The organism is Shewanella sp. QJM3NY_23 (assembly GCF_056173105.1).
On the sequence record NZ_CM149657.1, the window covers coordinates 17,562 to 37,450 of the forward strand.

The following is a 19,889-nucleotide window of genomic DNA, read 5'->3' on the forward strand; positions in this document are numbered from 1 at the left end:
TTATAGGCGTCGGTGCATGACAGAAAGTGTCAATGCATGATAAGGAATTTTAGCTATCGTTTGCCAACCTTGACTGTGATAAAGGCCGACATTTTTACTTTCTGTCTGTAGGTATAGTTCATTAATTTCGAGCCGTTTAGCTTGTTCAATGGCGTGTTGGATAAGTTGTGTTGCGACTCCTTGTTTTCGGTATAAAGGATCTACAAAGACTCCTCCTAGCCAATGGGAGTCCTGTGGGTAGTCACGGTTTTCTTGATGTCTCAGTTGTATTGCACCGATTAGGTTTTCTTTATCGATTGCGACCCATATGGTAGGTAACTTATTACGATTGAGATACTCAGAGAGGGTTTTATTCAGCTTATCTGGGCTGCTTGTATCCTTAAGATGTCCCCATTCGCAGTGATACCAATGAGCAATTGTCGGGATAGCTTCTGGCCTATTAGCCAATGGTTGAATATTGATAATGTTCATCAGCTATTGTTCTCATCACGGCGAACTTTTCTCAAGCCTGTTTCACGTGAAACAGCCAAAAAAAATCGAGTAGCATTAACTACTCGATTTTATATAACGGTTATGGGTAGTTGGCGTTAAACGCGTTCAAATACCGTTGCGATACCTTGACCCAAACCAATACACATGGTGGCTAAGCCTAAGTTAGCATCTTTACTTTCCATTAGATTGATTAAGGTTGTAGAGATACGTGTACCCGAACAGCCTAATGGGTGACCCAGTGCAATCGCACCACCGTTAAGGTTAATCTTTTCGTCGACCACATCCATCAAGCCAAGATCTTTAACACAAGGCAGTGATTGTGCAGCGAAGGCTTCGTTAAGCTCAATCACATCAAGGTCATTAATGGTGAGGCCTGCACGGGCAAGTGCTTTTTGTGTGGCAGGAACAGGGCCGTAACCCATAATCGCTGCATCGCATCCAGCAACTGCCATAGAGCGAATGCGGGCGCGGATCGGTAGACCAAGCGCTTTCGCTTTCTCTTCTTCCATCACCAGCATAGCCGAAGCGCCATCAGACAGTGCCGAAGAAGTCCCCGCCGTTACTGTGCCGTTGACAGGGTCAAATACAGGGCGAAGGCCTGCAAGTGATTCAAGCGTGGTTTCTGGGCGAATGACTTCATCGTGATATACCTTTACAAGAGCACCGCTAGCATCGTGACCTTCGATCGCATGGATTTCGTTAGCAAAGCGTCCTTCAACGGTGGCTGCATAGGCGCGTTGATGTGAACGTACGGCAAACTCATCCTGTTGCTGGCGAGTAATACCGTGCATCTTACCAAGCATCTCAGCGGTTAGTCCCATCATGCCCGAGGCTTTAGCCACGTTATTGGCAAGGCCTGGGTGGAAATCGACACCGTGATTCATCGGCACGTGACCCATGTGTTCAACGCCACCGACGATAAAGGTATCACCCATACCTGTCATGATGGCGCGAGCAGCTTGATGCATGGCTTCCATTGATGAACCACAAAGACGGTTGATGGTGACAGCGCCTGCTTGCTTAGGAATACCAGCCAGTAGGGCGGCATTACGTGCGATGTTAAAGCCTTGCTCTAAGGTTTGTTGCACACAACCCCAAATCACATCTTCAATGGTATTTGGGTCAAGTTGTGGATTACGAACCAGTAACGCTTTCATTAGTTCGGCCGACAAGGTCTCTGCACGAACATTTCTAAATACTCCAGCCTTAGAGCGGCCCATAGGAGTACGGATGCAATCTACAATAACTGCTTGTTTCATTATTCTATTCCTTCCGGCTGATTAGGCTTGGTAGTAGCTACCGTTGTTGGCAGCAAGTTCACGCATCTTGTCTGTTACTTGGTACAGACCGCCTAGGTGAGCATATTTGTCGGCTAATGCAACAAAATTAGCTACGCCCATGGTGTCGATGTAACGGAATACACCTCCTCTAAATGGAGGGAAACCAAGACCGTAAACCAGCCCCATGTCAGCTTCAGCTGGGGTGGCAATGATGCCTTCTTCGAGGCAGCGTACTGTTTCGATAATCATTGGGATCATAGTGCGAGCAATGATCTCCTCTTTGGTGAACTCTTTGAGTTCACCAAAGGTATTACCTAGGAGTTCATAACTCACAGGATCGATATCTTTCTTTGGCTTACCACGGCGATCGACAGAGTACTGATAGAAACCTTTGGCATTTTTCTGTCCAAAACGCTGCGCTTCAAACATTACATCAATCGCATCTTTACCGGTTTTGCCCATTCTGTCGGGGAAACCTTCAGCCATCACTGCTTGTGCGTGGTGGCCGGTATCTAGACCTACTACGTCGAGCAGATAAGCAGGGCCCATTGGCCAACCAAACTGCTTTTCCATTACCTTGTCGATAGCCGCAAAATCGGCGCCATCGGCAAGTAGGCCACTAAAGCCGGCAAAATAAGGAAATAGCACGCGGTTAACGAAGAAGCCTGGGCAGTCGTTAACAACAATAGGGGTTTTACCCATTTTGGCAGCATAAGCCACAACCGATGCAATCGTCTCTTCTGAACTATTTTCACCACGGATAACTTCAACCAAAGGCATCTTGTGTACTGGGTTAAAGAAATGCATACCGCAGAAACGCTCAGGTTTCTTTAGGCTCTTAGCTAGCAAGTTGATAGAGATGGTTGATGTGTTCGAGGCGATAATAGCATCTTCACTGACATGCTCTTCGACTTCAGCCAATACCGTGGCTTTCACTTTTGGATGCTCAACAACGGCTTCAACAACAACATCGGCTTGTTTTACCGCACTGTAATCGAGTGTGGCAGTGATGTTATTCAGTACTGCAGCCATCTTCTCTGGAGTCGAGCGTCCACGTTTGATTTGCGCTGTCAGTAGTTTAGATGCTTCGCCTAAACCAAGTTCAAGTGCTGGCTGAGCGATATCTTTCATGACGATTGGCGTGCCTTTGCTGGCACTTTGATAGGCAATACCACCGCCCATAATACCTGCGCCCAACACTGCGGCACTGTTTACGGGTTTAGCTTGCTTAGAAGCTTTCTTTGCCTTTCCTTTAACGAGTTGATCATTAAGGAATATACCGATAAGTGCTTGAGCAACTTCGGTTTTAGCCAGTTTAAGAAATGCCTGATGTTCGATTTGTAGCGCTTCAGCTCGCTTAGCGCCTGCGGCTTGCTCTATTACATCAACCGCTGCCATTGGGGCTGGGTAATGTTTGCCTGCAACCTGAAAGACCATGCCTTTAGCTGTGGCAAATGACATCATTGCTTCAAGCTTAGGTAGCGTGAGTGGAGATAATTTACGGTTACGACGTGATTGCCAATCAATCTTCTCGGCAATGGCATCGTTAAGCATTTGAATCGCGGCGGCTTCTAGCGCTTCTGGTGCAACAACAGCATCGATAGCGCCGACTTTTAATGCCGCTTCTGGGCGTTGATCTTTACCTGTGGTGATCCACTCAAGCGCGTTGTCTGCGCCAATGACGCGAGGTAGACGTACCGTGCCGCCAAAACCAGGAATAATACCCAGTTTAGTTTCGGGCAGACCAATGCGAGCCGTGGTATCAGCCACGCGCATATCGGTTGCTAAAATGGTTTCACAGCCACCGCCTAATGCAAAGCCTTTGATTGCTGAGATGGTTGGGAAGGGCAAATCTTCCAGCTTATTAAAGACCTTGTTAGCTTCTTCTAACCAATTGAGCAGTACGGCGTCATCTTGTGCGAAGAGACCTAAAAATTCGGTGATATCTGCGCCGACAATAAATGCATCCTTTCCAGACGCAAGCATTAAGCCTTTGAGGTTTGGCTGTTGCTTAATTGCATCTAATGCGGCATCGAGAGACGTTAAGGTTTCTCTGTCAAATTTGTTCACTGAGCCTGCGGCGTTAAAACAGAGCCGAGCGATATTGTCTTCAAGTTGTTCAACCTGAATCGTAGGACTTTGGTAGATCATTGCTTGCTTCCTTATTGCTTTAAAGAGCACTACCTACTATTGATTTTGTATAGCGTAGGTAAAATCTCTATCTTACAGCAGGCCATCATTTGACCAGTTGCTGCTCAGTGTGCGTCTAAATCGAGAAAATTTCAACACCCAATTTAAACGGTTGTTTAATTTTCTTCGGTTAGGCTGAATTTTGTGCTTTATGTTAGACTGACGTCAATATTGTCGCCGCCACTGACGCCTAGGTGTTAAGCATCTAGACGTGTGCCATAAAATAATAATAGGAACATAGACATGGAAAATTTAGCTACCCTTTACCCTGACCATATCCTTGAGTTAAATCATCGCGTTGCTGAGATTATAGAGAGGGAAAAACTGTCTGGATTGGTGATCCATTCAGGTCAGCCTCATCGTCAGTTTTTAGACGATATGGATTACCCGTTTAAGGTTAATCCACATTTTAAGGCGTGGTTACCCGTTATCGATAATCCCCATTGCTGGTTATTGGTTAATGGTAAGGATAAACCACAGCTGATTTTTTATCGTCCAGTGGATTTTTGGCATAAAGTGGCTGACCTTCCTGATGCATTTTGGACCAGTGAAATTGAAGTTAAGCTACTCACCAAAGCCGACAAAATAGCCGATTTTTTGCCTAATGATATTGGTAACTGGGCCTATATTGGCGAACATTTGGAGGTTGCCGAAGTATTAGGGTTTACATCGCGTAATCCCGATGCCGTAATGAGTTATTTGCACTATCATCGTGCAACGAAAACACAATATGAACTAGCCTGCATGCGCAAAGCCAATGAAATTGCAGTGAAAGGGCATGAGGCTGCTAAGAGTGCGTTTTACGGTGGCGGCAGCGAGTTTCAAATCCAACAAGCTTACCTCAATGCGGTTGATCAGAGTGAAAATGAGATGCCCTATGGCAATATTGTGGCACTTAACCAAAATGCTGCGATATTACATTACACCGCACTAGAGCATCAGGTGCCTGCTCAGCGTTTATCTTTTTTGATTGATGCCGGTGCTAACTTTCATGGTTATGCCGCCGACATTACTCGCACCTACGCCTTTGAAAAAAATCGCTTTGGCGAGCTGATCGTGGCGATGGAACAACTGCAGCTAGCGATTATCGACATGATGCGACCCGGGGTAAAATATGTTGATCTACACATAGAAACTCACCATAAATTGGCGCAAATTCTACTGGATTTCAATTTAGCTACTGGTGATAAGCAGGGCTTGGTAGAGCAGGGGATCACCAGTGTGTTTTTCCCTCACGGCTTAGGCCACATGCTTGGATTGCAGGTACATGATATGGGAGGCTTCTTGCATGATGAGCGTGGTACTCATATTCCTGCGCCAGAGGCACACCCATTTTTACGCTGCACGCGCACATTAGCAGCCAATCAAGTGCTAACCATTGAGCCTGGGTTGTACATCATTGATACCTTACTCGACACCTTAAAGCAGGATACTCGTCAGCAACAGATTAATTGGGATACGGTGGCTATGTTACGTCCATTTGGTGGCATCCGTATTGAAGATAATGTGATTGTTCACCATGATCATACTGAAAATATGACCCGTAATTTAGGTCTTCACGGTTAAGGGTTAATAATAGTTGAGTGAAAGTTATCTTATTCCGGCTCAGCGCCTAGTGATAGAACAGGAGATAAAACACAGTCGTTTTATCTCCGTACTGTTTCATTGCTCATCTGAACAAACTCTGAAGTGTGCACTTACTAACTTCAAGGTTGAGTATCCTGGAGCTAATCATTATTGTTATGCCTTTATCGCCGCAGAGCCCTGTAATACAGTAACGATGGGCTCAAGCGATGATGGTGAGCCTGCTGGGAGTGCTGGACGGCCGATGTTAGCCACGTTACAAGGGGCTAATATTGGTGAGATTGGTGCCATAGTGGTGCGCTACTTTGGTGGTACTAAGCTCGGCGTCGGTGGATTGGTGAGAGCCTATAGTGCGGGCATTAAGCAAGGGCTCGCGCAGCTGGAGACCGAACTTAAATTAATCCGTTATCCCGGTCAGTTAGTGTGTGAATATCATCAGCTTAAGGATGTAGAACACTTTTTAGTGCGTGGTGAAGGGCTGATCACCGACAAAATATTTTCAGATAAGGTGCTGGTACATTTTGATATACCCAAGGGGCATCAGCAAACGTTTGCGCAAGAGCTTGCGACCATCAGTCAGGGCCAATTGAAGGTGCAGTTTGAGGAGTAACAGTATCATCCAAGCAAGGATTCACATCAGTGAATTAAGTAATAAACTCAGCTTCTGCAATAAACCACAGGTTTTTTGATCATTGCCTTGGTTTTGTTACGTATTGGGGTAATAAATTTTATACAACAGCATGATAAATGTGTGCGAAAATGGTCGATTGTGCATGATACCGCTAAAGGACTAATAGAAAGCCCAGATGCAATATAGAACAATTATAAGAATTACCGGACTGTTGATGGGGTTGTTTTCGTTATCGCTACTTCCCCCAGCCCTCGTCGCCGTGATTTACAAAGATGGTGGTGGCGCTGCGTTTATTCAGGCTTTTTTTCTGAGTTTATTGCTCGGCTTTTTGCTTTGGTATCCTAATCGTCACCATAAAAAAGACCTACGTACCCGCGAAGGTTTTTTGCTCGTGGTGTTGTTCTGGGGCGTGCTAGGATCGATTGGTGCTGTACCCTTTATTTTCTCTAGCCAACCAGACTTATCTCTTGCAGACAGCTTCTTTGAATCTTTTTCGGGCTTGACCACAACCGGTGCTACGGTTTTGGTGGGACTCGACGACCTGCCGAAGGCCATCTTGTTTTACCGCCATCTATTGCAATGGTTGGGCGGCATGGGGATTATTGTGCTAGCGGTCGCCATCTTACCCGTATTGGGTGTTGGGGGAATGCAGCTTTATCGCGCCGAAATTCCTGGACCTGTTAAAGACAGTAAGATGACTCCGAGAATCGCCGAATCGGCAAAAGCTTTATGGTATATCTATCTAGCATTAACCATCGCGTGTGCATTTGCCTATTGGCTTGCCGGAATGGACTTATTTGATGCGATATGCCATTCATTTTCGACCATTGCGATTGGCGGTTTTTCTACCCATGATGCCAGTATGGGCTACTTCGATAGTACGGCCATTAACATGGTGTGTGTGGTGTTTTTATTGATTGCCGCACTTAATTTTAGTCTGCATTTTGCAGCATTTACCCGCCGCGGTATTAATTTAAAAGTCTATTTTCGTGACGCCGAATTTAAGGCATTATTGGTTGTTCAGCTCATGCTTACCCTGATCTGTTTTGCGACCTTATATCATTCGGGTATCTATGATAGTCCCGAAGAAACCTTCGATTTTGCCCTGTTTCAAGCGGTATCCATCTCTACCACTGCAGGTTTTGGTACCGAAAGCTTTCACATGTGGCCGCTATTTTTGCCAATGCTACTGATTTTTTCTAGCTTTATTGGCGGGTGTGGTGGGTCTACCGCCGGCGGTATTAAAGTGATGCGAGTCATCTTACTCTTACTGCAGGGCTCACGTGAATTAAAGCGCTTGGTTCACCCAAGGGGGATGTTTTCGATTCGGATTAATGGCAAGGCGTTACCAGATCGAGTGATCGATGCGGTATGGGGATTCTTTTCTGCCTATGCGCTTGTTTTTGTCGTTTGTATGTTGATACTGATGGCACTAGGGCTGGATAACATTACCGCCTTTAGTGCTACCGCGGCTTGCTTAAATAACTTAGGTCCAGGACTAGGTGAGGTGGCGAGTAATTATGCCAGTATCGGCGATGGAGCCAAGTGGGTGCTCGTGGTTGCGATGCTATTTGGTCGTTTAGAAGTGTTTACTTTATTGGTGTTATTTACACCTACTTTTTGGAAGAATTGATGAGCCGTACATTAATTATTTATTCGACAGTAGATGGACAAACGAAGGCAATTTGTGACCAAATCCAAGAGATCTGTCAGGCAGAAACTCAGATGGTAACAGTGGTTTCATTAGAGGAGGCGCAAGCAGTTAACCTGTCTTATTTCGATAAGGTACTGATTGGTGCGAGCATTCGTTATGGCAAGCATAGGCCCGAACTGTTGCAGTATGTTAACCGTCATCGCGCCGTGTTAAACAGCAAGAAAAATGCTTTTTTTACCGTCAATGTGGTGGCCAGAAAACCGGAAAAAAACACACCGGAAACGAACCCTTATATGAAAAAGTTCTTACAGTTGTCGTTGTGGCAGCCGCAGCAACTTGGTGTCTTTGCCGGTAAAATTGATTACCCTAAATATCGTTTTTTTGACAAGCTTATGATTCGATTCATTATGTGGATCACTAAAGGGCCAACCGATACGTCGGGTACCTTCGAATTTACCGATTGGGACAAGGTAAAAGCCTTTGGTAAAGCTTTTAGTGAGCGATAACAAAGCGAGTAGCGCTACACACCTTTAGGCGCAGTAGCGCTTATAGAGAATCGAGATAACCTCGGTAACTTGCTCATTTTTAAGGGTGTAATAAACAATTTGTGAACTCTTGCGTGTCGCCACCAGATCTTCGGCGCGGAGTACGGCCAGATGCTGAGATAACGCCGACTGGCTCAAAGGCACGGTTTCATTGAGTTGCGTGACGCTGAGTTCATTATCAAGCAACTGACATAAGATCATCAGGCGGTAGGGATTGGCGATAGCCTTGAGCCATTTGGCAGCACTCTGAGCATTGGTGACCATGGTATCTACATCGATATCTTTTTGCATACAGTTAGTCTCTTATACTCTGCTTGATTAGATAACTCTAATTGAATGGCTAGGTTAAGGCAATGATACTCAGTCTACAGTCCGAACTCAATTGATGGGTCTACATGCTTAATCAGTATCTTAGCAGGTGTATCTTATCGCGAATTTTTTAATCATTAGGTGGCATATTTCACAAAAACCTTAACTAATTTGTGATCCATTAATATGTTTTGATGGCAGTAAGCTGTAACAATGCGATTTAACTGTTTTTGATTATGGGTGCGATATGGCTTCAGTGTTACTTATTTATTATTCTCGTGGCGGACATACTGCCAAAATTACCCAAGCAATTGCAGCACATATTCGCCAGCAAGGTCATCAATGCGATGTGGTGCAGATAGGGCATATCGAGACGATTGATTGGGATAAGTATGATTGTGTTGCCTTAGGCGCTTGTGTGCTTTACGGCAGCTATGATAAATCGGTATTTGCCTTTGCAACTCAATATCAGCAGCAACTAGCCTCAATACCCAATAGCTTTTTTAGTGTTAACGTTGTCGCGCGTAATCCCGAGAAACGTGTGCCTGAAAACAATAAATACCTGCAAAAATTCATTGAGTTGTCACCTTGGAAACCTAAAGATGTCAAAGTCATTGCAGGCAAGGTCGATTACCCCTCTTGGCGTTGGTATGACAGATTGATGATCCAACTGATCATGAAGATCACTCATGGGCCAACCGACCCTAAAGCCGTTATCGATTACACGGATTGGGACGATGTGAAAGTATATGGTGAGCATCTTATTAGCCTTACTAAATAAATTGCATCACAGTGAGTTTAAAAGAGCCATCACGGCTCTTTTTTTGTGCCCGACACGTCTCTAAAGGCGCAGTGATTTAGCGTGCTATTACGACTTAAGTACAGGCCGATATCTTGCTTGTTATCTGGTATGACCTCTGCTAGCCTTTCGGCTTCATTTTAAAGGACATTATTGTAATGAATCTGTATTTTCGCTTGATTTGGTTGATGTTATGGCGTGTACGCCATTGTCGCAGTATCGATTTTCTAGGCATCAGTAAGATTGATTACCGTGCGTTACCTTTAGATTGTGATATCAACTTTCACCTTACCAACTCTCGTTATCCCGCTTTTATGGATCTGGCCAGAACTTACATGTTGGCAGAAATGGGGTTACTGAAACGTTTTCTTAAGCTCAAATGGATGCCCATCGTCAATGCGGCGGAATTTACTTATATTCGTGACATTAAGCCGCTGAGAAAATTTGAAGTGCAAAGTAAGGTCGTTGGTTGGGATGAAAAATATTTTTATGTCGAGCAGCGGTTTGTGAGTGAAAATACCCTGCGTTGCATCGTTCACGTGCGCGGCGTCTTTGTGTGTGATCGCAAACAGGTACCTATTGCTACTATGGTCAAAGAGGCCGGTTTCGACGGTCCTGCGCCAGAGCTGCCTCCTGAGGTGGTAAAGTGGAAGGCTTTTTTGCAGCTAAAAAAAGAACGTAATTTATAATTTCACCTTCAATTAATGGGTTGGTAGCACTAGGGAATAGGGCGAAAGCCTATCAGGGCTGTCGTCTTCGCCAGCTCAATCTCTTGTTGTACTTGTATCCATGAACCACGCGTTTCTGCTTGATGAAGATAACGAACAAGTTGATCGAATTGATATAGCTTAAAGCGCTTTCTGGCGCCCATGATACATGGGATTAAAGCACAATCTGCCATGGTAAAAGCATCGCCACATAGCCAGTGATAATGGCTTAGTTGTTCATTTAAGCTTTGAAAGCTAGCATGAATTTCATTTTCAAGTTGTTTGATCTTTAAGGGGGCTTGCTCGGCTCGAGTTTGCATTCTTTCGAGCGTATACAGCTTATTACTTACATCGTTATCAATGATGCGATCGCATAGTCTAACCTGTAATGCATGCTCAAAATCCGTCGGAATTAGCTGGGTGCCGGTTGCGAATTGATGATCGATATACTCGATGATAATAGTGGATTCGGGCAGCAATTTGGCCGAGCGTGTTTTGAGTAACGGTAATTTACCTGAGGGATATTGTTGTTTAAAGCGGTTGCGAGAATAAGGATCGCTGAGTTCGATGATTCTAGGATAGAAGTTGACCTGTTTTTCATAAAATGCCAGCAGTACTTTTTGTGAATATCTGGAGAGGGGATGATAAAACAGTTCCATCTTAACCCATCTCCATGCGCCGCCAATTGATACTATAACTTTAGTCTGCTTTTCGCTATAGGGTTGAATTTTTAGCGTGAGTTGATGGTGGCTTTTGGGGTTGACTGATTCAGTGTTGGCACCTTTCTAGATGTTTAAATTCACGTTGTGTCATCTGTGATTTAGGCACTGTTTATGCTTAGCTTAGATCTGCAATCTTCGCTGTAAAAACGTCAATATTAATCTAATCTTAGGTGGCATGGTGTGGTGATAGCCATGCACGGCGTAAACGGTATTGTGTTGTAGTCGGTAGTTGGGGAGTAGTGGCACTAGCGCTCCTTGGTGTATAGCAGTGCTCAGCAAATAATCGGGGAGTGAATCGCCACTACTTCACTAGACGACTTTTAGCCTCATTAAAATATTGACGTTCATACTCTAACGGTGATAGCCCATTATTGGAACTATGTTGTCGTTTCGGGTTGTAAAACATCTCAATATAATTAAATATATCCATCTTAGCATCATCCCTTGTAGCATAGATTTTTCGCTTAATCCGTTCTCGTTTCAGTAGTTGAAAAAAGCTCTCCGCCACTGCATTATCATGGCAGTTGCCTCGACGACTCATGCTACCTTCCAAACCATGAGCACTCAGAAATTCACTCCAATCATGACTCGTGTACTGGCTTCCTTGATCTGAATGCACTAAGACTCTTTCATCTGGCTTACGACGCCACACCGCCATCAGTAAGGCATCTAACGCAAGCTCTTTGGTGATCCGACTACCCATTGACCAACCAATGATGCGACGTGAAAACAAGTCCATCACCGCGCCAAGATAGAGCCAACCTTCATGTGTTTTGATGTACGTAATATCCGTTACCCAGGCTTTATTGGGCGCTAGTGGGTTAAATTGCCGCTCTAAGCGATTTGGTGTCACCACATGTTGATCACCGCCAGGAGCTCTAGGTTTACGATAACCAACTTGTGCTCGCAGTCCCGCTTGTTTCATCAGACGATGTACACGATTAATACCACACTGTTCACCAAGGTCACGTAGATCCCGATGGAGTTTACGGTACCCATAAACACCACCCGATTCTAGCCAACACTGTTTGAGTTGACCTGTGAGCCGTTCATTATCGCGTTGCCGATTCGATTTGTTGCAGCTTCTCCACGCGTAATACCCACTTGGATGAACATCAAACAGCTGACAAAGTTGCCGCACAGAATGGCTGTGGTGATGCTCTCGGATAAAGGCGTATCTTACTCGGGGTGGCTTGCGAAGTACGCCGCGGCTTTTTTTAACAAGTCACGTTCTTCAGTAACTCGTTTAAGCTCTTTCTGTAATCGTTTGATCTCAGCAGACTCTGCAGACTTCTGCTGGTGCTCCTCAGAGTCAGGGCCGTAGCGTTTAATCCAAGCATAAAGACTATGAGTGGTAGTCCCTAAACGCTGAGCAACGTCAGCAACGGAATGACCGGCAACAGTAACTTGTTTAACCGCTTCGATTTTGAATTTTTCGGGGTAACGTTTATTGTTCATGAACACCTCTTTTTCGCTAGTTTATCTAACTAAAAGGTGTCTAGGAAATCAGTGGCGATTCAGAGAATAGCAAGTCCGAGTCCAGCTTTAGCGAGTGTCAATATAGCCTCTAATGTGTTGCAGCTGATGGTGGGTGTTAGTTGCAATAAGAACAGATTGCCATCGCGATGATAAAACTGATGACTGCTGGGTCGTCGATGGCTGCCCTGCATCAACCATCGATGATGGGGTAAACTATCAGGGTGTAAAGGGTTGCCATAACGGCGGATATAGCTAGGGCTGGCCACCAATAAATTCTGCTCTTTAGCTAGCTCGACCGTTACCCATTGGCTCTTGTCTGGCTGAACGACTTCAATAGCAATGTCGATATGATGTTTCAACCAATCATGGCCGTTATCTTCAAATAGCAGTGTCAGGTTGAGCAAGGGGTGGTGTTGATGGAAATCTGCCAATATTGGTGCCAATAAATGCTCACCTAAGGCGACGGGGGCTGCGATAGTGAGGTTGCCCTGCAGTTGTGTATCGTCTGGCAGCAATGACGCATCTGCTTGTTTTGCCAGCAGCAGTAATTCAGCGCAGTAATAATAGAATTCTTGTCCCGTTTGAGTGAGCGATAACGTGCGAGTGGTGCGCTTCAGCAGTGTCTGCTGGCAACGGCTTTCGAGCCGTTTAAGATGTTGACTCACCATGGAGCGGCTGATGCCAAGTTGTGTTGCTGCAGCCGTGAGAGAACCTTGTTCAACAACGCTGGCAAATACCAACATGCGATAGAGTTGGGATGCATCCATACCGTCTAATTTCCATTTATTGTTTAATATTAATAATAAAATTAGCCTATAAAATATTTATTGGTTACTTATATGATCTAATTGCCAGGGCGCTAACCCGATAACAAGGGGAGGATTGTCATTGAAAATGATCGTTCTGTGCTTCTGGAAGGTATTGTATGGTTAATCGACGGGCAATAGCTTTTAGTTGTCCTTATTGGTAAAAACGACCAAGGTTAGAGAGACGTTATTTTGGAATCTTTTGAGCAAATATATACGCGAGCCTGCCAACGTAAAGGTGGCGAGGCGGCATTAAAAAGCTTGATGCCGGTTGTGGTGTCTAATGATGCAATTAAGCATTACAGCGATGCTGAGCTATTGTCTGAGATCTGTAAAAAGGTGTTTCAGTGTGGTTTTGTTTGGCGCATTGTCGATAATAAATGGTCAGCTTACGAGCAGGCATTTTTTGATTTTGAGCCGCATAAGGTGTTAATGCTCTCACCTGAACAACTGCAACAGCGGGCCAGCGATGAGAATCTAATTAGGCATTTAAAGAAAACCATGGCCATTTATGATAACGCTTTAATGGTGCACGAGATTAAACTCGAGCATGGCAGTTTTGCTCAATTTATCGCCGACTGGCCAAGTGATGATATTACTGGTCTATGGAGCGAACTCAAGCGTCGTGGTAATCGTCTTGGCGGCAATACCGGAGCCTACTTTTTACGCGCGATAGGCAAAGATACCTTGCTATTATCTGATGATATTAAAGGTTATTTTCAGGCGCATAAGTTGATCGACTATGGATTTAGCACCAAGAGCGGTTTGGCGCAGGTGCAAAAAGTGTTTAACACTTGGCAACAGGAGTCTGGTTTGCCGCTGACTGAAATTAGCCGAATCGTCGCTTGTAGTGTGGGTGATAATCGAATCTAACGCCAAAATGAATGATCTAGCTATAGTATTTTTATGTTCGAGCCTTTGTTAGCGTTAGGTGTTGACCTGTTTTTGATTGAACGGATTAACAACATAGGGCGCATTGGCGCTCGCGGCATAAGTGTTCTATTGCCGTCATTCTTGTTAAAAAAAAGCCAGCCCATTTTAGGCTGGCAAAAATGCAGAGATAAAAAGTGCTCTAGTAAGATGCGGTTAAAAACGCTTGCTGATCCCGAAGACAACCCGGTCATCAAATATTTCAGTTTGTGTACCATAAACTTTATGGTCTTCATTCATTGTGCTGCCGTGATAACGTAGGTCGAGGTCTAAACCTACATAGGCCATAGTGACACCTAGGTTCCAGTGCCCCCAGCCTTCAGCGCCCTGGCCATCAAGATCTTGATAACCGAGGCTGCCTGAAATCTTTAAGTCATTATCGAATGCATAGCTAGGATGTACTGCGTAGTTAACTCCTTGCCAGCCATCTACTCCAAACCAATCATCCAGTGTCGGAGTGACCTCTAGTTGCACATTGGTGCGGCCGAACTGTTTACCCACTTTTAACCATAATTCGGTGTAGTTCGAATATGAGGCACCTGGATAGAGGTAAGAAAATAGCATGACGTCATAGGTGATACCGCTATCGCCAAACTCGCCAAATTTACCCATATAGGGCGCGGTAACAATTGCTAAATTAGGATCGGCAAACTTGATATTTGAGGCGAAGACTCCGGCATACCAGCCGTCATCGTTACCCCAACCTAATGTCCCTTGTACTACAGGAACATCACCGTCCATGGTTTCGGATTCACCACGAAACACATAGTCAGATGCGAAAGTAAGCTTAGTCGTGAGTTTGCCACCAAATAATTCATTATCTTCCTGTGCTTGTGCAACGGAGACTATTGATAGTAATAAGCTACCAATGAGGGCTGAGTATTTTAGCTTTGTAACGGTATTCATAATCATCATCTCGCTAACGGTGAGTTTTGTTGTGGTGATGACTATAAAGTGAACTTATGAATGACTTTTATACCCCGAATGAACTAATGACAAAAAAATATGAACAATTGTGAACAGTTCTGTTCGCTTAATGCTAAATTTACTGTTGTCAGCGTGGTTAACGTTGCGCTCTGTCACACTTCGATTACATATTTGTGTTTTTTAGAGGGAGTAACGTCGCCTGTTAACCTGGTGCTAACAATGTCCGATGCTTGCCTATAAAAATTTGCATTAACTTACAAAATGAGCAGGTTATTGTTCTTGTTGACATTGGCTAGGTGTGAGATAAATGGTATCAATGTGAATAATGCTTCCAAAAGATTGCCCTGTAGTATGTTCTGCTACGTATAGGGCATTTTTTGTTGTGGCCTTGATTAGGAGTTATCATGCGGCAAATAGTGAAAATTGCCTCTGTTTTAAGTGTGGCGTTATGGATAACGGGTTGTGAAAAGCAAGAGGCACCGAGTCAGTCAGCCGCTGCAGCTAGAAGCCTCGAAGTTGGCATTATGCAGGTTGTGGCACAACCTCAAGCGATCCAGGTTGAACTACCTGGTCGCAGTAAAGCCTTCCTTGAAGCTGAAGTCCGTCCGCAAGTTTCCGGTATTATTACCGAACGCAGCTTTATAGAGGGGGCCGATGTTGTCAAAGGACAGTCACTTTATCAAATAGACTCTGCTACTTACAAAGCTGCATTAGTGAGTGCTGAAGCTGATTTGGCGCGTGCGAATGCAGGTTTAGCCTCGGCGAAAGCCAAAGCGGCTCGCTATCGAGAACTGGTGAAAACCAATGCGATTAGCCAGCAAGAATTTGATGAAGCAGAAGCGGCATACAAAGAAGCCTTAGCCAATGTTACCGTCGCGAAAGCGGCAATTAACACCGCAAAAATCAATCTAGAATACACTCAAGTTCAAGCCCCTATCTCGGGTCGTATTGGTAAGTCGAACGTAACTGCGGGCGCGTTGGTGACAGCAAATCAAAGTCAAACACTGGCGACAATTCAGCAGCTTGACCCTATCAATGTGGATATAGCTCAGTCGAGTGCGCAATTATTGCGTCTAAAAGCTAAGTTGAAGCAAGGTTCATTACAGGCGGCCGATAACGCAGACGTTAACTTGATTTTGGAAGATGGCACGCCGTATTCACATACGGGCACGTTGCAGTTTTCAGAGGTCAGTGTCGATGAGAATACTGGCTCAGTGACATTACGCGCCGAGTTCCCTAATCCAGATGGAGTGTTACTGCCAGGTATGTATGTGCGCGCCATGTTAAATACGGGCACAGATCCACATGCGATTTTGGTTCCGCAAAAAGCGATTACGCGTAACGCCAAAGGTCAAGCCATTGCTATGGTGATAGGCGCTGAAAGTAAAGTGGAAGCGCGCGTAGTGACTACGGCAGAAGTTATCAATCATCAATGGCGTATCATCGATGGTCTTAAAGTTGGCGACCAATTGATTGTTGAAGGCTTACAGAAAATTCGTCCCGGTGCACCTGTGACCGGAAAACCGATTGACGCAGCGCAATCAGATAAGCAATCACAAAAGTAGGGTAAAGTTATGGCTCGTTTCTTTATCGATCGCCCTATCTTTGCTTGGGTGATCGCCATTATCGTTATGATGGCCGGGGTGCTCTCTATTATGAAGCTCCCAGTGTCACAGTATCCCAGTATTGCGCCACCAACCGTAGTGATTAGTGCTGTTTATCCTGGTGCTTCGGCAAAGACCATGGAAGATACCGTTACTCAGGTGATTGAGCAGCGAATGACGGGGATTGATAATCTACGTTATATCGCCTCAACCAGTGATAGCTTTGGTAACGCGCAGATCACCTTAACCTTTAACGCCGAGGCTGATCCTGATATCGCTCAAGTGCAGGTGCAAAACAAACTGCAGCTTGCCATGCCATTGTTACCACAAGAGGTACAGGCGCAAGGGGTTAAAGTTAACAAGTCTAGCTCGGGCTTTTTAATGGTGCTGGGTTTCGTTTCATCTGATGGTTCATTGGGTAAAACGGATATTGCCGACTATGTTGGCTCAAATATTCAAGACCCTATTAGCCGTGTTGCCGGTGTGGGCGAAATTCAGTTGTTCGGTGCACAATATGCGATGCGTATATGGCTCGATCCGTTAAAACTGACCCAATACAACCTGACCAGCCAAGATATTATGGCGTCGATTCGTGAGCAAAACGCGCAAGTTTCGGCCGGTCAATTAGGTGGGGCACCTGCGATTGCAGGCCAAGAGTTAAACGCCACGGTTTCGGCTCAGAGTCGTTTACAAACAGCCGATGAGTTTAAGAAAATCATCATTAAAGCAGATAGCTCAGGTGCTAAGGTCTTCTTAGAAGATGTGGCGCGTGTTGAGCTTGGCGCAGAAAGCTATGCGGTTGAATCGTTTTATAACGGTAAGCCTGCGTCGGGTCTGGCGATTAAACTAGCTACTGGCGCTAACGCGTTGGCGACCGCTGAGCGTGTGCGTGAAAAAATTGATGCATTGAAGGTTTTCTTCCCACAAGGGTTAGAGGTTGTTTATCCTTATGATACAACGCCTTTTGTTGAAAAATCGATTGAAGGCGTGGTGCACACCTTACTAGAAGCCGTCGTCTTGGTCTTCGTGATCATGTACTTGTTCTTGCAAAACTTCCGCGCGACGTTAATCCCAACTATTGCGGTTCCCGTTGTATTGTTAGGTACGTTTGCCATTTTGTCGGCGACCGGATTTTCGATTAATACTCTTACCATGTTCGCCATGGTATTGGCCATCGGTTTGCTGGTGGACGATGCGATTGTAGTGGTGGAAAACGTCGAACGTGTGATGCAAGAGGAGGGCCTGAGCCCGCTCGAAGCGACGCGTAAGTCGATGGATCAGATAACCGGCGCTCTAGTGGGTATTGGCCTTACCTTGTCGGCGGTATTCGTACCTATGGCCTTTATGTCCGGCTCGACTGGGGTTATCTATCGTCAGTTCTCGGTCACGATTGTGTCTGCCATGGCCTTGTCTGTGATGGTGGCGATTATCCTGACGCCGGCGCTATGTGCGACCATGTTAAAACCTATCGCCAAAGGCGAGGGGCACGTCAAAACCGGTTTCTTCGGTTGGTTTAACCGTAAGTTCGATGCCATGACATCACGCTATGAGGCCAATGTCGCCTCTATGATTAAGCGTACCGGACGTGTCATGCTGGTTTACTTAGCATTGACCGTGGCCGTAGGCTGGATTTTCATGCGTATGCCTACCGCTTTCCTACCCGACGAAGACCAAGGTATCTTGTTTACACAGGCTATTTTGCCCGTTAACTCGACTCAAGAAAGCACCAAGAAGGTGATGGAGAAAGTCACAGACTTCTACCTTAACCAAGAGGGTGACAATGTTAACTCAGTATTCAGTGTCTCTGGGTTTAGTTTTGCCGGTAGCGGTCAAAACATGGGTCTGGCGTTTGTCGGTTTAAAAGATTGGTCAGTTCGCGGTGAACCCGGTCAAGATGTTCAGTCAATTGCTGGGCGTTCTATGGCGATGTTCTCGCAACTGAAAGAAGCCTTTGTGTTTGCGTTTGTGCCGCCAGCGGTGATTGAACTGGGTACCGCTAACGGTTTCGATTTCTATCTACAAGACAGAAATGGTCAAGGCCACGATAAGTTGGTTGAAGCCCGTAATATGTTACTTGGGCTAGCTGCGCAAAACCCCAACTTAGTCGGTGTACGTCCTAATGGTCAGGAAGATGCGCCTATGTATCAAATCCATGTGGATCACGCAAAGCTTCGTGCCTTGAGTGTCGACATCTATGCGGTAAACAGTGTGCTAGGCACAGCGTGGGGTGGCAGTTACGTTAACGACTTTATCGACCGCGGTCGTGTGAAGAAAGTGTACGTACAAGGCGATGCTCAGTACCGTATGCAGCCGGAAGACCTTGATACTTGGTATGTACGTAATGCCGAAGGTGAAATGGTGCCTTTCTCGGCCTTTGCTACTGGTTCATGGGAATTTGGATCACCGCGTCTAGAGCGTTTTAACGGCTTGCCGTCAATGAACATTCAAGGGGGCACTGCGCCGGGTTATAGTACTGGTGCGGCGATGGATGATATCGAAGCCATGGTTGCCAAATTACCACCAGGATTTGGTGTTGAATGGAATGGCCTGTCTTATGAAGAGCGCCTATCGGGTAATCAGGCGCCGGCATTGTACGCACTCTCTATCATAGTCGTGTTCTTAGTATTGGCTGCGCTGTACGAGAGTTGGTCTGTGCCGTTTGCGGTTATCTTAGTGGTTCCGCTTGGGATCATTGGTGCGCTACTGGCGATGAATGGTCGGGGCCTGCCCAACGACGTATTCTTCCAAGTAGGTTTGTTAACCACAGTCGGTCTAGCGACGAAGAACGCTATCTTGATTGTAGAGTTTGCTAAAGAGTTCTATGAGAAAGGTGCAGGCTTAGTAGAAGCGACCTTACACGCGGTGCGGGTTCGTTTACGTCCTATCCTAATGACCTCTCTGGCGTTTGGTTTAGGGGTTGTGCCGTTAGCTATCAGTACTGGTGTTGGTTCAGGTAGCCAGAACGCCATCGGTACCGGCGTACTCGGCGGTATGATGAGTTCAACCTTCTTGGGGATCTTCTTTATTCCGATCTTCTTCGTGATAGTTGAGCGGATCTTCAGTAAGCGAGAACGCAATGGTGGCAGTGATGCCGCTATCGACAAGACGGCTGATAAAGAATCATAGTTGACGCTAACAGTACCAAAAAGCCCAGCACTTGCTGGGCTTTTTATTGGCGCTAGGGTGTTGCACTAAAAGGATATTTCGTTAAATATGTCTGTCTAAAAATA

General features: G+C 45.5%; 17 protein-coding genes. 9 read left to right on the top strand and 8 right to left on the bottom strand.

Annotated elements, in window-relative coordinates:
* The 3 genes from AC0VXX_RS00075 to fadB form a co-directional block, all read right to left on the bottom strand.
* On the bottom strand, window positions 1-471 hold the full coding sequence (locus AC0VXX_RS00075; protein ID WP_475515415.1) for a GNAT family N-acetyltransferase: 471 nt from the start codon (window positions 469-471) through the stop codon (window positions 1-3).
* Between the two features lie 116 nt (window positions 472-587).
* Window positions 588-1,751 carry an acetyl-CoA C-acyltransferase FadA gene (fadA, locus tag AC0VXX_RS00080; RefSeq protein ID WP_475515416.1) on the bottom strand — a complete coding sequence of 388 codons (1,164 nt, stop codon included), beginning with the start codon at window positions 1,749-1,751 and terminating at the stop codon, window positions 588-590.
* Window positions 1,752-1,772: 21 nt separating this feature from the next.
* Complete coding sequence (fadB, locus tag AC0VXX_RS00085; RefSeq protein WP_475515417.1) at window positions 1,773-3,923, bottom strand: fatty acid oxidation complex subunit alpha FadB; 2,151 nt, start codon at window positions 3,921-3,923, stop codon at window positions 1,773-1,775.
* 282 nt (window positions 3,924-4,205) lie between these two features.
* Between fadB and pepQ the strand changes: the two genes are divergently transcribed.
* From pepQ to hemG (AC0VXX_RS00105), 4 genes are all read left to right on the top strand, one after another.
* Complete coding sequence (pepQ, locus tag AC0VXX_RS00090; RefSeq protein WP_475515418.1) at window positions 4,206-5,528, top strand: Xaa-Pro dipeptidase; 1,323 nt, start codon at window positions 4,206-4,208, stop codon at window positions 5,526-5,528.
* 13 nt (window positions 5,529-5,541) lie between these two features.
* On the top strand, window positions 5,542-6,156 hold the full coding sequence (locus AC0VXX_RS00095; RefSeq protein ID WP_475515419.1) for a YigZ family protein: 615 nt from the start codon (window positions 5,542-5,544) through the stop codon (window positions 6,154-6,156).
* 196 nt (window positions 6,157-6,352) lie between these two features.
* Window positions 6,353-7,810 carry a TrkH family potassium uptake protein gene (locus AC0VXX_RS00100; protein WP_475515420.1) on the top strand — a complete coding sequence of 486 codons (1,458 nt, stop codon included), beginning with the start codon at window positions 6,353-6,355 and terminating at the stop codon, window positions 7,808-7,810.
* Entirely contained in the window at window positions 7,810-8,337 is a 528-nt protein-coding gene (gene hemG / locus AC0VXX_RS00105) for a menaquinone-dependent protoporphyrinogen IX dehydrogenase (protein ID WP_475515421.1), read from the top strand. Before AC0VXX_RS00100 ends, hemG (AC0VXX_RS00105) begins: the two co-directional genes overlap by 1 nt.
* A gap of 24 nt (window positions 8,338-8,361) precedes the next feature.
* On the opposite strand, the gene AC0VXX_RS00110 is transcribed toward hemG (AC0VXX_RS00105), so the two are convergent.
* Window positions 8,362-8,667: an ArsR/SmtB family transcription factor gene (locus AC0VXX_RS00110; protein ID WP_028763438.1), complete on the bottom strand. Its 306-nt coding sequence runs from the start codon at window positions 8,665-8,667 to the stop codon at window positions 8,362-8,364.
* A 265-nt stretch (window positions 8,668-8,932) separates the two neighbouring features.
* Here AC0VXX_RS00110 and hemG (AC0VXX_RS00115) point away from each other — a divergent pair, with 265 nt between their 5' ends.
* On the top strand, window positions 8,933-9,466 hold the full coding sequence (hemG, locus tag AC0VXX_RS00115) for a menaquinone-dependent protoporphyrinogen IX dehydrogenase (RefSeq protein WP_475515422.1): 534 nt from the start codon (window positions 8,933-8,935) through the stop codon (window positions 9,464-9,466).
* A gap of 176 nt (window positions 9,467-9,642) precedes the next feature.
* Window positions 9,643-10,173 carry a thioesterase family protein gene (locus tag AC0VXX_RS00120; RefSeq protein ID WP_475515423.1) on the top strand — a complete coding sequence of 177 codons (531 nt, stop codon included), beginning with the start codon at window positions 9,643-9,645 and terminating at the stop codon, window positions 10,171-10,173.
* A gap of 29 nt (window positions 10,174-10,202) precedes the next feature.
* Here AC0VXX_RS00120 and AC0VXX_RS00125 read toward each other — a convergent pair whose 3' ends face one another.
* From AC0VXX_RS00125 to AC0VXX_RS00135, 3 genes are all read right to left on the bottom strand, one after another.
* Entirely contained in the window at window positions 10,203-10,850 is a 648-nt protein-coding gene (locus AC0VXX_RS00125; RefSeq protein ID WP_475515424.1) for a glutathione S-transferase family protein, read from the bottom strand.
* Window positions 10,851-11,214: 364 nt separating this feature from the next.
* Window positions 11,215-12,371, bottom strand: a protein-coding gene (locus AC0VXX_RS00130) for an IS3 family transposase (RefSeq protein ID WP_475515219.1) whose coding sequence is annotated in 2 segments (ribosomal slippage) — window positions 11,215-12,134 and window positions 12,134-12,371 — 1,158 coding nt in all. Because the reading frame shifts where the segments join, the coding sequence is not laid out codon by codon here.
* Between the two features lie 59 nt (window positions 12,372-12,430).
* A complete protein-coding gene (locus tag AC0VXX_RS00135; RefSeq protein WP_475515425.1) occupies window positions 12,431-13,159 on the bottom strand; it encodes a LysR family transcriptional regulator in 729 nt (242 codons plus the stop codon).
* Between the two features lie 231 nt (window positions 13,160-13,390).
* Between AC0VXX_RS00135 and AC0VXX_RS00140 the strand changes: the two genes are divergently transcribed.
* Entirely contained in the window at window positions 13,391-14,071 is a 681-nt protein-coding gene (locus AC0VXX_RS00140) for a DNA-3-methyladenine glycosylase I (protein WP_475515426.1), read from the top strand.
* Between the two features lie 213 nt (window positions 14,072-14,284).
* Here the strand turns inward: AC0VXX_RS00140 and AC0VXX_RS00145 are convergent, their stop codons facing one another.
* A complete protein-coding gene (locus AC0VXX_RS00145) occupies window positions 14,285-15,043 on the bottom strand; it encodes a TorF family putative porin (protein ID WP_475515427.1) in 759 nt (252 codons plus the stop codon).
* Between the two features lie 416 nt (window positions 15,044-15,459).
* Between AC0VXX_RS00145 and AC0VXX_RS00150 the strand changes: the two genes are divergently transcribed.
* A complete protein-coding gene (locus AC0VXX_RS00150) occupies window positions 15,460-16,620 on the top strand; it encodes an efflux RND transporter periplasmic adaptor subunit (RefSeq protein ID WP_475515428.1) in 1,161 nt (386 codons plus the stop codon).
* A 9-nt stretch (window positions 16,621-16,629) separates the two neighbouring features.
* Complete coding sequence (locus AC0VXX_RS00155) at window positions 16,630-19,785, top strand: efflux RND transporter permease subunit (protein ID WP_475515429.1); 3,156 nt, start codon at window positions 16,630-16,632, stop codon at window positions 19,783-19,785.
* Window positions 19,786-19,889 lie beyond the last annotated feature (104 nt).

Bases quoted from the DNA above. Each gene is read 5' to 3' on its own strand.
- AC0VXX_RS00075 (WP_475515415.1), bottom strand. From the start codon at position 471: ATGAACATTATCAATATTCAACCATTGGCTAATAGGCCAGAAGCTATC.
- fadA (WP_475515416.1), bottom strand. From the start codon at position 1,751: ATGAAACAAGCAGTTATTGTAGATTGCATCCGTACTCCTATGGGCCGC.
- fadB (WP_475515417.1), bottom strand. From the start codon at position 3,923: ATGATCTACCAAAGTCCTACGATTCAGGTTGAACAACTTGAAGACAAT.
- pepQ (WP_475515418.1), top strand. From the start codon at position 4,206: ATGGAAAATTTAGCTACCCTTTACCCTGACCATATCCTTGAGTTAAAT.
- AC0VXX_RS00100 (WP_475515420.1), top strand. From the start codon at position 6,353: ATGCAATATAGAACAATTATAAGAATTACCGGACTGTTGATGGGGTTG.
- hemG (WP_475515421.1), top strand. From the start codon at position 7,810: ATGAGCCGTACATTAATTATTTATTCGACAGTAGATGGACAAACGAAG.
- AC0VXX_RS00110 (WP_028763438.1), bottom strand. From the start codon at position 8,667: ATGCAAAAAGATATCGATGTAGATACCATGGTCACCAATGCTCAGAGT.
- hemG (WP_475515422.1), top strand. From the start codon at position 8,933: ATGGCTTCAGTGTTACTTATTTATTATTCTCGTGGCGGACATACTGCC.
- AC0VXX_RS00120 (WP_475515423.1), top strand. From the start codon at position 9,643: ATGAATCTGTATTTTCGCTTGATTTGGTTGATGTTATGGCGTGTACGC.
- AC0VXX_RS00125 (WP_475515424.1), bottom strand. From the start codon at position 10,850: ATGGAACTGTTTTATCATCCCCTCTCCAGATATTCACAAAAAGTACTG.
- AC0VXX_RS00135 (WP_475515425.1), bottom strand. From the start codon at position 13,159: ATGGATGCATCCCAACTCTATCGCATGTTGGTATTTGCCAGCGTTGTT.
- AC0VXX_RS00145 (WP_475515427.1), bottom strand. From the start codon at position 15,043: ATGATGATTATGAATACCGTTACAAAGCTAAAATACTCAGCCCTCATT.
- AC0VXX_RS00150 (WP_475515428.1), top strand. From the start codon at position 15,460: ATGCGGCAAATAGTGAAAATTGCCTCTGTTTTAAGTGTGGCGTTATGG.
- AC0VXX_RS00155 (WP_475515429.1), top strand. From the start codon at position 16,630: ATGGCTCGTTTCTTTATCGATCGCCCTATCTTTGCTTGGGTGATCGCC.